This is a genomic window from Alteromonas sp. CNT1-28 (genome assembly GCF_022348345.1).
GTDB classification, from domain to species: Bacteria; Pseudomonadota; Gammaproteobacteria; order Enterobacterales; family Alteromonadaceae; genus Alteromonas; species Alteromonas macleodii.
In genome coordinates, this window is record NZ_JAKREZ010000025.1 from 21,702 (window position 1) to 34,270 (window position 12,569).

The 12,569-nt window shown below is 44.2% G+C and carries 11 protein-coding genes; 5 read left to right on the forward strand and 6 right to left on the reverse strand.

Features of this window, described 5'->3' with window-relative positions; all coding sequences use genetic code 11:
* Positions 1-221: 221 nt before the first annotated feature.
* From MHN02_RS14830 to MHN02_RS14850, 5 genes are all read right to left on the reverse strand, one after another.
* Positions 222-1,463: a M56 family metallopeptidase gene (locus tag MHN02_RS14830; protein WP_239247062.1), complete on the reverse strand. Its 1,242-nt coding sequence runs from the start codon at positions 1,461-1,463 to the stop codon at positions 222-224.
* Positions 1,456-1,848, reverse strand: a complete 393-nt coding sequence (locus tag MHN02_RS14835) for a BlaI/MecI/CopY family transcriptional regulator (protein WP_014950296.1) — start codon at positions 1,846-1,848, stop codon at positions 1,456-1,458. The genes MHN02_RS14830 and MHN02_RS14835 overlap by 8 nt, the downstream gene beginning before the upstream one ends.
* Before the next feature lie 162 nt (positions 1,849-2,010).
* Positions 2,011-3,996, reverse strand: coding sequence for a class I adenylate cyclase (locus MHN02_RS14840; protein WP_239247064.1), 1,986 nt, complete (start codon positions 3,994-3,996; stop codon positions 2,011-2,013).
* Between the two features lie 169 nt (positions 3,997-4,165).
* Complete coding sequence (locus MHN02_RS14845) at positions 4,166-4,825, reverse strand: hypothetical protein (protein ID WP_014979928.1); 660 nt, start codon at positions 4,823-4,825, stop codon at positions 4,166-4,168.
* Between the two features lie 175 nt (positions 4,826-5,000).
* Positions 5,001-5,576 carry a DUF4136 domain-containing protein gene (locus MHN02_RS14850; RefSeq protein ID WP_014979927.1) on the reverse strand — a complete coding sequence of 192 codons (576 nt, stop codon included), beginning with the start codon at positions 5,574-5,576 and terminating at the stop codon, positions 5,001-5,003.
* A 252-nt stretch (positions 5,577-5,828) separates the two neighbouring features.
* Here MHN02_RS14850 and MHN02_RS14855 point away from each other — a divergent pair, with 252 nt between their 5' ends.
* Both MHN02_RS14855 and MHN02_RS14860 read left to right on the forward strand, forming a co-directional pair.
* A complete protein-coding gene (locus tag MHN02_RS14855) occupies positions 5,829-6,890 on the forward strand; it encodes an L-dopachrome tautomerase-related protein (protein ID WP_014979926.1) in 1,062 nt (353 codons plus the stop codon).
* 17 nt (positions 6,891-6,907) lie between these two features.
* The gene (locus MHN02_RS14860; protein ID WP_239247065.1) at positions 6,908-7,459 is read left to right on the forward strand and encodes a DsrE family protein; all 552 of its coding nucleotides are present in this window, start codon (positions 6,908-6,910) and stop codon (positions 7,457-7,459) included.
* A 237-nt stretch (positions 7,460-7,696) separates the two neighbouring features.
* Here MHN02_RS14860 and MHN02_RS14865 read toward each other — a convergent pair whose 3' ends face one another.
* On the reverse strand, positions 7,697-9,406 hold the full coding sequence (locus tag MHN02_RS14865) for an acyl-CoA dehydrogenase family protein (protein ID WP_239247067.1): 1,710 nt from the start codon (positions 9,404-9,406) through the stop codon (positions 7,697-7,699).
* 249 nt (positions 9,407-9,655) lie between these two features.
* On the opposite strand from MHN02_RS14865, the gene MHN02_RS14870 reads away from it, so the two are divergent.
* The 3 genes from MHN02_RS14870 to MHN02_RS14880 all read left to right on the forward strand — a co-directional run bounded on the left by MHN02_RS14870 (position 9,656) and on the right by MHN02_RS14880 (position 12,541).
* Entirely contained in the window at positions 9,656-10,456 is an 801-nt protein-coding gene (locus MHN02_RS14870) for a PaaX family transcriptional regulator (RefSeq protein ID WP_239247069.1), read from the forward strand.
* Between the two features lie 185 nt (positions 10,457-10,641).
* Positions 10,642-11,754 carry a hypothetical protein gene (locus MHN02_RS14875; RefSeq protein WP_014950290.1) on the forward strand — a complete coding sequence of 371 codons (1,113 nt, stop codon included), beginning with the start codon at positions 10,642-10,644 and terminating at the stop codon, positions 11,752-11,754.
* A gap of 319 nt (positions 11,755-12,073) precedes the next feature.
* Positions 12,074-12,541 (forward strand): hypothetical protein, encoded by a 468-nt coding sequence (locus MHN02_RS14880; RefSeq protein ID WP_014950289.1) that lies wholly within the window; start codon positions 12,074-12,076, stop codon positions 12,539-12,541.
* Positions 12,542-12,569 lie beyond the last annotated feature (28 nt).

Sequence of the window (12,569 nt, forward strand, 5' to 3'; positions counted from 1 at the left end):
TATTTAAACCTTCCATAAATTAGAAGTTTTCAGGTGTGTGAATACTCACATTCTAACGTAGTGAGGTCGTAAATTCTCTATAGAAATTGTAAAGGCACTTTACATTTTATAAGAGAATTGGGTGATCGAGTGGTAGTGTGCAGTAGGCTGGAACTAAGTCAATTAGACAAAACACTAAAAGGAGCGATACGCTCCTTTTAGTATTCTGATAATTTTGGGGCTTACTTGCTCTGTTTGGGTGGAACGATTATACGCTCTACATCAGGGGAAGCATTCTTTTCAACACTTGCCGTATCAAGAGAGGCACCAAGTTGATAGTCTAGCTGCACCAGAAGGCCGGTTTGTCTCATGCCTTTGCCACCTTGAATACGAGGCTTGTATTCCCATTGTTTCAGGGCAACTTTTGCGCTTTTATCAAACACGCCAGCAGGCACTGATTTTACTACTTTTACATTATCTGTAGCGCCCGTTTCAGTAATATCGAAAGAGAGTACAACGAAACCTTCTACATTTTGCTGCGCTGCTTTTTCTGGATAGCTTGGTGGAACGCGTTTAACCGGCGATGCCTGGTTAATCTTAGCTTCAGATTTTGTCTCTGCTACTGGCGCATTGGCTAAAGCCGTGTTGATGGTGAGCATGGCGGCAATTGAAAGTACGCCTGCAGCTAGTACCTTATTGTTACGCATAGGTTGCTTTATCGCGTTTAAACGTTTGATCATAGTCCTTTTTTCTCCAAAGGTTGGGTAAAGCCCGCGTGTAAAGTGCAGGGCGTCTGAACCATGCTCGGCACACTGCACGAGTGCTTTTGCATAGGTAAGTTTTTCGTTGTCTGTCTTGTCTTTCAGTACTGCGTGATCACAAGCCAATTCTTGATTAATTCTGAAGGATTTTAGCGCAAGCCAAACCAGTGGGTTGAACCAAAATACAATAGCGATAACCAGCGCTAACGCGTTCCACAGGTGATCGTAATGTTTGCGATGCACGTTCTCGTGCTCTAATACCAGTGCTTGTTGTTGAATCGAAAATGAACTTTTAAATGAGAAGGGAATAAGCACCTTTGGGAAGATAAAACCAAATAGCATAGGTGTGGTAGCTTTACTGGAATAGTAGGCATTGGTGTGGATAGCGTGGCGCTTTCCTATCGATGCCCATATTTTAAGATGATGCGCTAAGACATAGGCTGTAATTGCGCTTACGCCAATCGCCCATACAGTAAACCAGGTTTCAAACTCAACGGTGTTTAATGTGGGCTTAACGCCAACCACATAGCGAGCAAAGCTATTTGATGGAATGTTAACCAGCGACATTGGAAGGTTGTTGACTATGAGGCAAGCTGGTATCAGCGCCCATAGCTTATAGGTAAGCGAAGCCCCAATTTTATTAGTGAAAAAGTGTTCGCACACCATGAGTAAAACAAGCGCTAGCGACAAAATACCCTGCTGAGCAATAATCCAATCAATCATTGTTTTCTTCCCATTTCTTGATAAGGGCTTTGAGCTCGTCCACATCTTGTTTAGATAACGAGTTTTGATTTGCAAAACCAGCAACCATAGGGGCGATCTTGCCTTTAAACAGTCGACTAACAAAACTCGTGGTTTCTTTCTTTGTATAGTCTTCTTTAGCAATCAGTGGATAATAAAGATACTGGCGCTGCTGCTTTTCAAACCCTAACACTTCTTTTTTTACCAAGCGGCCTAACAAGGTTTTTACGGTTTTTTCGTGCCAGTCTTTTTTGTCATTAAGTCGCGCAATAACCTCGTTCGACGTGGCAGGATGGTCGTCCCACAGTACGTCCAGCACTTCAAATTCAGCGTTTGAAATTTCGGGTTTGTCTGACATTTTACTCATAATTACGACGTCTTTTATTTTGATTACATTTGTAGTCCATGTTTTTAGATTACACTTGTAATTCTAAAGCGCAAGCTTTTTCTGCATGTTTTTTAAACGGAGAGATAGTGTGAGATGGAGTACTACGCTTGGCGCTTCTTTGAAAGCGTTACGTTGGGTGTATCAGTATAAAACGGTGAAATTAAGCTCGTTAGCTTCTAAGAACTCGCCGAGTATTCGTGCTTGTTGATTTCCACGTGGCACCATTACATAGCACGGCGGCTTTGGGGTTACTTCTTGTAAGTCGTACCACAGCGTATCCAGCACGTCGCTGCCGTGTCTCAAAAAGGTTTCACCCCAAGACGTCGTATAAAGGATGGATACATTCTCTACCGTGGCTTTTTGGCGTAGGGTGGGGAAGTTCACAATGGCAAAACATGCCGTCACGCGTTCTGGCGCCAGCAAGTCATTACGCGGTAGTGACGATACTTTGACTGGAGGAAAATACTTGCACAAATGCTTAAGCAAATCGTTCAAGTCTAGTTCGCTCACTTCACCGTAATTGTAATCGAGATAAACCTTACTGTTTGTATCTATTATTTTGCTCGACACAAGCCAGACCATCAGTGCAATGGCGCTAGCCGCTTGAGTAACTTTTTGCGAATCGTCGATAATGCCCGATTTACTCAGTAAATCACCAGCATAAGCTGACCATACTTCATCACCATTTTTGAGCTGACGCATAGCAATGGTAATCTTTTCACAGTAAAGGCTTTCGTCAAAAGCGCGTCGCAAAAACTCAATTTTATCCGGCTTTTTAGCGTAATAGGTACTTAATCGGCGACCCAGAACGGTCATGTCTTTTTGATCCATCACCTGTTGATGGTGACTAATCTCTTTGGAGATGCGGCGATAACACTTTAATAAAAAGCGGTGAATTCGACGGCTCAGCTGTACACGTTCATTGAATGTCCAATCTTGTTGGTTATCCAAGTGGGCAAGTAGTTTGCGGCTCCACCCCCACTGTTTTGCATACGAGGCCATAATTTTGCGTTTGAAATTCGCTTGTTCACCTTCTACAAGCGGGTGGCTCAATGTACACCCACATTTCAAATATAAACACTGCTGCAATACAGCAATATCTTCCGCCTGACCATTGGCTTTGTAATGAGCGATGAGTTCGTCAAACATGAGTGCGTAGGGGTCGATATCTGCAACATGCCCTGGAGCTTCAGCACCGCGGTGTACATGCTTTTTCAAAAGGTTGCACAGTGGTTGTCCGTGAGAGATATTGGCAAGGTATACTTCAAGCTTTGCCATTTTTAATACGGACTTGAATGGCGAGTCCATGGCTTTGCCTAATTGCCAAATGGCGGCGCCAAAAAGTTCGCTTGCGTCTAGTCGCTCTAAGTGACCCAAGTCCATGAACCAGTCTACGTCTGGTGAGCCGCCTTTTTCCAAACTATTATAAATAGCCTGATACTGCTTCTCTGATGTTTTCTCTGGAGTAAGCCACCAAAACGGCGCTTTGCCTGCTACCACTATATTGGTGTTGTAAAACTCAGCTTTTAGAAACAGGGCTTGCGCAGAGCCCGCGCTTTCACCTTCAGCGACGCCAAAATCGTTTTGCTTAACTTTATCTATCTCAGATAAAAAGAAATGCACCTCAATACCAAAGGTGTTATCCGCCCATTTTTCAATGGCTGTAAGCTTTTGTTGAAGTAAAGCCAGCTCAGTAGTCGAAAAACGTTTACCGTCAATACACACCCAAAAATCAAAGTCTGAGTCGTCAGTCTGAGCGATAGTCCCCACGCTGCCCATTAAAACCAGTGCATCAACCGCCCGCTGTCTTGGCCAAATTTGCTTAATGTCTGAAAACAAGTGACTCTGTGCAGGAAAACAGCGCTGCAAAGCTTGTTCTACATCAGGTCTAAACGAGTAATTGTTGATACCAAATGGAACGGTTTCACCCGAAGTGAGTGGGGCCACATATCCAGGAAGGGCTTCGTGGTTAACATGCACAAGAAAGGGTAGCACATGAAAAAGCGGCCTGTGCTTTTCAGGCATGAGCGTGAGTGCACGCTCAATACGTGCTTTGTTGTATCGCAATACGCGCAATAACCTAATGGTAAGGTTTTGCTGAACGGAAAGCGGCTGTTGCGCTGCCATTATGTCAATCTGCACTTCATCATGCAGCCAAGCATAGCGTTATTTCGCGTCGACTTCCTCTAATTTCGCACAGAAAAAGTGATTCTTAATTTGTGATATTCGGTACTTATCTGCTCTCGTGTGAGAGGAAGGTAATGAATAGAGACTTATTCACTTTGTAAGATTGCTCCTACTGCTTCTCAAATGCATCAATTAGCGCATCAGTTTTACCATCGGAAGAAAAGCCAAATCCATTTTTATTGAATATCAGCGTATTGTCAGACGTCACTGACGTGCGGGCTTCTTTTAAAAATGACTGGATAGTCGCTTCGTCAGTGCCTTTCTCTTGTAGTGTTGATGCAAATGACGTGGCATCTCCCCACTCGTTGAACTGAGACAGACGAGATGTTTGTTGAATAAGTGACGTAAGGTTGGAGTCCTTTTCTAGGTACTGTTGTAGGCGCAACGTGGTTTTATTAAGCTCTTGCTCGCCCTGACTGCTATCAATCACCAGCTCGCCTTTACTCACCGTTAGCTTGGTATCGTCTGAAATACCAAGTTTTGCCGCTAAATCACTTAATTCCGAGGCAAGCTTTTGCCGATTAAAATCGAGGTAGTTTGCAATTGTGTTGCCGTTGAGTGAGGCCTCGCCGCTTTCTATTTTTTCAAGATATGTGTCAATTTGATTGCCCTGTAGTTCACCATTAAACGCACTGAACGCATCACCGAGAGCATTGGCCTGCTTGGATTTTTCTACAACATCTTGAAGTGCGCTTTGAGCATTTGCTGTGTCGCCCAAGTAATTGAATAGTGAAGGTGAAGACGACAAGTGGCTGTATGTGGTATCCATTTCTGACTCTGTGTAGCTCACTTCATAGCGTGTGGCATAAAAGTGGGGGACCTAATATAGGCGTTCATACGCAAAATCAGCGCCAAGTTCATCGTCAAGAAGAGTTTTTATGGAGTAGGGGCTCTTGCGAGCCCCTAGCGAAGAAGTCGGTTCTTATTGCTGACCCAGGTGTGAGCTATCTGTTCGACGGATATTGCTCAAGGAGCTTGATGACGAGTTCATCAAGTTTATTTTGAATGCTGATACTGTCTTTCGACTCCAGCTCTACCACTCCAGACGCGCTGTAAACAAATGTATCGTCTTTAACCATGTCAATTTGAAGCCCTTGTTGAAGCGTGGTTTGCTCTCCAACCGGAATGCTAAAAATGCTGCCCAATGAAATGCCGCCAGAGCGGCCGTAACTTCCGGTGCCCAGCCCTAGATTCAAGGTGGTGCCATCCTCTTTAGTGGTGGTGGAAGGTAGGTATCCCACCGCGATATCGGCGTCCTCCTCCGAAGATGGGGTGAGGCCTTTCTCAATGAGCCGCTGGGTAATGGCTGAGGAAAGATGATTGGCCAGCGTCGCGTTGATTGGGTTTAAAGGAGGCTGAATATAGAACGTTTTAATATCGGCAAAGTTTTGTGTTTCATCCATATTTACTTGAGGCTTACTACTACTGCATGCGGCAACCACGACCATACATGCTGTTAAAAGTAGCACTGTTTTCAAATACTTTGCCTTTTGCATTAAACCAGTTTCACGTTTTTTCATCATACTGCTGTGCATAATTTTCAGTAAAGTTTGTTAGCTCTTAACTTAAACGAGAGCATAGCGTGTTTTGGATCTCATAAGTGGTAAAGCTAGTTTCATCACTTGATTTTCGTCAGCCTGCATAGATAAGCCGCTAAAAGGTGTTCCACATTCACAATAAGACCGTATGCTTTATTCCATTCAGTTTTGTTAATGCGCATCGCTTTGTGGTGTGTGCAGACAAGCGAAGCCACTAATTAAAGGTAAAAGGACATGAATACAAAGCGTATAAAACAAGGGTTACTTGCCACCAGTGTCGCCGCACTTTTTTCTGTAAATGCAATCGCGCAACGTTCATCAGACGCGAATGTTGAATTAGTGGGCGACATAAAGGGCACGCAAATTACTGGTGTTACGGTAAGTAATGATGGACGGGTATTTGTGAATGCGCCTAACTGGCGTGACGGCGTTCGCTTTTCCGTAGCTCAGGTTACCGACACTGGAGAATTTGTCGCTTACCCTAATAGCCAAACAAATGAATGTGTGGCACAAAGTGAAGTAAGAAAAGACTGCTTTTTAGCGGTGCAGTCAGTGGTCGCGCACAAGGATAAGCTGTATGTATTGGACACCCGAAATCCTAAGTTTAAAGGTGTAGTGGATGCACCTCGCTTATTTGTTGTTGATTTAGCCTCAAACGAGATAGAAGGAACCTTGATACTTAGCGAAGACGCTTACCATCCTGATTCGTATATTAATGACTTGCGAGTAGACGAAAAAACGAATCGCATTTATATGACCGACTCGGCTCACGCGGGTTTAGTGGTATATAACCTTGATGACAATACTAGCTATCGTATTTTAGATAACCATAAAACCACTAAAGCTGAAGTCGATGCGTTAAGTATTCAGGGCAAACCCTTTACTATGCCTGTTCAGTCTGACGGGATCGCGCTAGATACGTTAAACGACACACTATATTTTCACGCATTGTCTGGTTATTCGCTGTATGCCATCAACACATCTGACATCGAGAAATCGTCAAACGACGTGTTGGCAGAAAAAGTGCGAAAAGTAGCGACGACAGGCGCACCAGATGGCATGATTTTTCATCAAGGTAATGTTTATTTAGCTGACCTGGAAAAGCAAGAAGTACAGTACCTTACGCCAAGTCTAGACCTTCGCACCCTTGTGAAAGGTGATGTGGTGAATTGGGCTGATACCTTTAGTATCTACAACAATGCGCTTTACTATACCAATAGCAAAATACAAGATGCGGGTAGTGATGTTAGCGACATGACATTTGAAGTGTATAAGACAGCGCTACCTGCGCGTTAAAGTTCGAGGAATTAGCGATGAGCATCACAAAAGGGATCGGCAGCGCGTCACTGGGGTTTGCAGCAGCACTCTTAGTAGCCGGGCAAGCCTCAGCTAAATCAGATTTTGATTATGGCCCTGTGTTTGACACTTTCGGCAAGCATGCTCATGTTGAGGGCGTAAGTTTTCCTGAAAATCAGACGTTCAAGGTTGTGTTTGACGTAGCCAAAGCGGCAAGCCCTGGTGAGGTAAACCGCAAGTTTGAGTCGCTGGCACGGTTTATCAATATGCACGTAGCCAACGGCGTTAAGCAGGAAAATCTTTCGCTTGCGCTTGTCGTTCACGGCTCTGCCACAGAAGAAGTGCTTAAAACTGCAAACTTCAAAGAGCGTAAGGGCTTACCTAATGGAAACGAAACGCTACTTGTAGCGTTGATGGAGAAAGGCGTAGACGTAATAGTGTGTGGGCAGTCTGCCGCTGCCCATGGCGTTGAAAAAAGTGCGTTGATAGACGGAGTGAAAATGGATTTGTCAGCCATGACAGCCCACGCGCGCCTGGCACAAAAAGGGTATTCGGTTAACCCTTTTTAAGTTGTGAGTTAATTCCTCTTGCGCACAGGAGCTTAACTATAGCTTCTGTGCATTGTCTAGGTAGGGCCTGTTGACCTTTGCTGTACATTTTTGCAGCGGTCTGTGTGCCATCTAGACAAGGCGAATGTTTGACGGTTTAGTGGTTCTAAATCGAGAACATTCAACGCGGTATAGATGGCACAAAGGCGCTGCCCGAAGGGGTCGTTATGGAAGCCTTTTACTCTTTGTCACAGTCCTTTAACTTAGCCCGCTAGGCTTGCAGGACTGACAGGCCCTAGACGATACCTGCCCAAACGCAATAATTTTCTCAAACGGCGTGGTGTCTGGCAGAGTCCCCAAGGCAAAACCACATGCATTGCCAAGCCTTGATTCACAGAAGGTGTGGGCAATGTCGATTAGGGCGTTGTCGTTATCGAGTGACGTAGCAAGAAGTGAACATGCTTGTAGCGCTAGCGCCATTTGTTCTGTTAAATATCGGCTGCGCGTTTCCATATTCTGCGTGTTTGATAGCTCGTCGAATAGCTTACTAAGATGAATATCATAGTGCTTGTTTTTGCCTGCTTGTGTTTTAAGCTCACTAAACAAAGCCTCTTTAACGTTGGGCTCTTTGGCGAGTGCGCGCAGTACATCTAAACACTGTACGTTTCCGCTTCCTTCCCAAATAGAGTTCAGAGGCGCTTGGCGATAGTATCGTGGCATGGGGTTTTCTTCAACGTAACCAATACCGCCTAAACACTCTTGAGCTTCGTTAACAAACATAGGCGTGCGTTTACAAACCCAGTATTTTCCAATGGCGGTGGCCAGCCTTGCCAGTGCAGCTTCATGATTATCGCTCGATGCACTATCAACCGCTTTGGCAGCGCGCATAGTGAGTGCAGTAGCAGCCGCACATTCAATGGTGAGGTCTGCCAACACATTTTGCATTAAAGGCTGATTGACTAAGGTCTTGCCGAATGCGTCGCGATGACTTACGTGGTGTAAAGCGTGAATCAGTGATTGTCGCATAAGTGCTGATGAGCCAATCATACAGTCTAACCGCGTAAGCGACACCATATCTATGATCACCGGCACACCACGACCTTCTTCGCCAATCAAATATGCCGTGGCTTCCTGAAATTCAACTTCAGACGATGCATTGCTCCAGTCACCCAGCTTGTCTTTCAAACGCTGAATTCTCACGTTATTGAGTGCACCATTTTCCAACAACCTTGGTAGTAAAAAACAGCTTAGTCCGCCTTCGGCTTGCGCAAGTATAAGATGAGCGTCGCACATGGGGGCTGAGAAAAAGAATTTATGCCCTACGATATGGTAACTTCCATCAGCCTGTTTAACCGCTGTAGTGGTATTACGCCTAACATCCGACCCACCTTGTTTCTCAGTCATCCCCATACCAATAGTCAGTCCATGTTTCTGACTAGCTGGCAGGGAACGAGGATCATAAACACCATTAATGGTTTTCTCTAGGTATACGGGTGGCAGCTGTTTTCCATACCGCATGGCCGGAATAGCTGCGTGGGTCATAGTCAGCGGGCAAGACGTGCCAGACTCAGCCTGATAATGCATATACATTAGCGCTGCCCTGAAGGTGTGTGCGCCTTCAATGCCTTCATGCTTCCACGAATAGTTGTGTACATTGTGCTGCATCGCACTTTCCATAAGCGCGTGATAGCTGGGATGAAACTCAACATCGTCAATGCGGCGGCCATAGCGATCGAATGTGTGGAGAGTTGGCTTATTCTTATTAGCAAGCTCTCCGTGAGCCATAAGTGCATCCCCCGCGATTTGACCATACTGGCCTAATAACCCTTCGTCATGCTGGTGGGATGATGGCAAATGCTGATCGACTAACACGCGCAGTAAGGTGTCATCACGCCACAAATTATAGGGTGTGGAAATGGTGGGTTGGTTTTCTACAACGTGCGTAACAAATCGATTTGATGAAGTCATGGCATTTCCACTTGGTGAATATACAAGGTGTACCTTTGAACTGGGCTTTTACTTTAAAGGGCTACGTCAAAGCACTATCTCCAAGTACTACCTTAAAACATTACATTAATAGTTGTAAATTGGTATTTCATGTAATGTTTGTGCGCAGCGCGTGTTTATATAATGATGAATGCGTATATGTTTGGCCTTAAGCCAACTTATATTTTAATTAAAATAACGTCCTATTTGAGACAAAGAAGTAAATAGAGTTTGCAATTAGAAAAACAGAAAAAGCCCAACGCAAGAAAGCTACTGCTAAAGCTATTGGGCTCCCGTGACAATATTCAAATGAATGCCAGCGCAGCTGTTCGCGTAGGGGCGCTGTTTGGTATTTCTGAAAATAACATTCGGGTAACGCTCACGCGTTTACAGTCTGCACAGCTTATTACCTTGGTTGAACGCGGTTTTTACAAGCTGGGCGACAAAGGCATTCGTTTTGCAAAGGAAATTCATCAGTGGCGAGAGGATGAGGATGGGCTTATACCCTGGCAAAACGATTGGGTTGTCGCTCAAACCAGCACGCTTCCTAAAAGTGATAAAAAGCAGCTCAGAAATAATGAACGAGCGCTGAAGCTTTTGGGGATGAGAAAGCTGACAAACGACGTTTACCTCAGACCGAACAATTTCTCAGGCGGAACAGGCGAAGTAAGAGACAAACTTTACACACTTGGTCTATCGAGAAAGGCGCTCGTGTTTAGTGCCAGCGACTTTGACACTAAATCACACAGCAGGGCGATGGGATTATGGAGCCATCTAAACCTAGAGGCACTTTATAAAGACGGATGCATCGAAATAGAGGAATCTCTTGCTCGATTAACGTCTTTACCCCTTGAAGAAGCAACCAAAGAATCTTATGTGATAGGAGACAGGGCGTTATACCACTTGGTGTTTGACCCCTTATTGCCATCGCCACTTGCAGATGTAGCAATGCGTGAACGCTATCGTAATCTAGTAAAACGGTACGATGATGCTGGCGCACAAATTTGGCACCGCTTTTTAAATCAAAACTAAGCGAGATTAAAGGTAAACAGCTCAAAAAGAGGGTTACAGATACGTTACACACAGTTGAGCGTAAATTTCACATATAGATGTATTGTGTGAGAACAGTCAGAAAGATGAGACGGTAAGTAATTATTTGGCCGCATAGAACGCTAAGTGTAATTAGCTCTAATGGAAGTAGCGTAAATGGAGAGAAGATGACCGCATCAAGACCGTTATTTAAGCATATTCGCAATCATACAGCGCTTTTTAATGAGCTTTCTCAGTATCGAAACGCCGCTGTAGATACTTTAGGGTTTACGGGGTATGAATTTCATAAAACGCCAAAGTTCGTAACCGAAGATGGAAGTCGGCTTACCATAGAGCCAGAGAGAAGCATTGTACTGCCTAAAGTTCATGCGTTGTCGGGTTTGAAGAATAAGCTGACACAGGCTATTCCCACGTTACATATGGTTGAGCATAGTGAAATAGGCTATCGCTACCCAACGGCAGCGTTGGCTGGGCTAGACGCGCCATTTATTAAACGTATGCGTTCTGAGTATTTTCACAAAGTGGATGAAGATAGAAGTATTTGCCGCCCTGTGAATTTGTCGTTCGGAATTAAAAGTCGCGGAAAAGCTGACAACCGACAAGAATACGAAGTGTGGATGCCAGATGAAGCGCCAGATCAAAATCCGCTTCCTTTGCTCATCAATGCCTATGGCGAAGACTTACCCGATGATGTAAGACACTTTGTTGAACAACCCTCAAGAGTACACGGTTGGATGGGGGTTAAGCGGGCAGCATTTGAAGCGCTTTACACAAACAAGCAACATTGTGGTGATTTGATCATTTGCGTCGCCATGAGTGTAGACGCCTACAACATTGGCGCTAAACCCGATCTAGCTTATTCTCCTGAAGCAGAAAGCTCTATTGCTGTAAGCAACGCAGAGTTTGAGTGGGAAATAGAGGGGTACTATGCTCCGCGAGGCTGGGCGTTTGACCACGATGAAGTGTGGGCAGCAATAAATCACACGTTAGAAGCTATCAATGCGCCGCTCGATGATTTATACGGCAACGAAATCATTCCTATTGCCGAAAGTAAAACGGAGCGAATTTTGTCAACATTGCAATCACTGGGCGTTAGGCAGGAAGAAGTAGACGAACTCAATCTTCAGCCTTGGGAGTTCATGCTAACCGAAAGTGAGCATAGGGTTAAAGCGCACGATCCTAGCCGTTCGGTTAATTTATTAGGTAGACTAAATCGACTCTTTTACCAACCAGAGCAGCAGTTGCCTTCACTAAATTGGATGCACGATCTGATTTTATAGTTTTAAACTTTTAAGATTACTCTACTGTCCGATTTTAGTTCATATCGTTCACAAAGCTAGGCGCGCTGAAAGCAATTCCATGCGCGCTTTTTTATATTCCTTCTGAAGTCATTCTGTAACTAAAAAGACTTATATGTAAAATTTTATATAAAATATGTTTGTTTTTGTAAATAACTTTCAGTTTTGTCGTGATCTGTCTGTTTATTTTGCTATTTCTGTAATTAAATTACGAAAAATGCTTTATTTTTTGAAAGTATTGTTCATAATGTATTCATCACTCAGGTGATATCTAATTTAGTTACAAAATAGGAATTCAAAAATGAAACTGTCTACTTTCGCAATCGCTCTAACACTATCTGTTGCTGCCACTCAATCTTTCGCAAAAGATGTGGTACTAAAGCCAATTAACGACAACATCGAAACACAAGCATGTTTAACTGCTGCTGAAGATGGTTTTGGTCCTGCATTGCGTCTTATCCGTTCAAAAGGTTTTAACGCAGAAGAGTTCAGTGCATCTGTACGTTGCAACGGCGAATCACTTCGCACTTTTGCTTACATGTACAAAAACAACAAGGCGACTGAAAACGCGAAAACTGTAGCACTTGTTGCTAAAAACCAAGATGTTGCGTCACAGGCTTGTCTAGAAGCGCTTTCAGTAGGTAAAGAAGCGGCACTAGCGAAGTTTGGTTTGGAAGGTGAGAACATTATTTGTAACCACAAAACAATGTCTGATTTTGTTCGCGAATACAGTGCAGAGAACGTAGTTGTTCGCACTGCTGCTGAATAAGACTGCGTTTTAGGATAGCAACCTACTG

Coding starts and splice junctions, on each gene's coding strand:
- MHN02_RS14835 (WP_014950296.1), bottom strand. CDS start 1,848: ATGAGTAAAATGTCAGACAAACCCGAAATTTCAAACGCTGAATTTGAA.
- MHN02_RS14855 (WP_014979926.1), top strand. CDS start 5,829: ATGAATACAAAGCGTATAAAACAAGGGTTACTTGCCACCAGTGTCGCC.
- MHN02_RS14850 (WP_014979927.1), bottom strand. CDS start 5,576: ATGAAAAAACGTGAAACTGGTTTAATGCAAAAGGCAAAGTATTTGAAA.
- MHN02_RS14880 (WP_014950289.1), top strand. CDS start 12,074: ATGAAACTGTCTACTTTCGCAATCGCTCTAACACTATCTGTTGCTGCC.
- MHN02_RS14840 (WP_239247064.1), bottom strand. CDS start 3,996: ATGGCAGCGCAACAGCCGCTTTCCGTTCAGCAAAACCTTACCATTAGG.
- MHN02_RS14830 (WP_239247062.1), bottom strand. CDS start 1,463: ATGATTGATTGGATTATTGCTCAGCAGGGTATTTTGTCGCTAGCGCTT.
- MHN02_RS14865 (WP_239247067.1), bottom strand. CDS start 9,406: ATGACTTCATCAAATCGATTTGTTACGCACGTTGTAGAAAACCAACCC.
- MHN02_RS14860 (WP_239247065.1), top strand. CDS start 6,908: ATGAGCATCACAAAAGGGATCGGCAGCGCGTCACTGGGGTTTGCAGCA.
- MHN02_RS14875 (WP_014950290.1), top strand. CDS start 10,642: ATGACCGCATCAAGACCGTTATTTAAGCATATTCGCAATCATACAGCG.
- MHN02_RS14845 (WP_014979928.1), bottom strand. CDS start 4,825: ATGGATACCACATACAGCCACTTGTCGTCTTCACCTTCACTATTCAAT.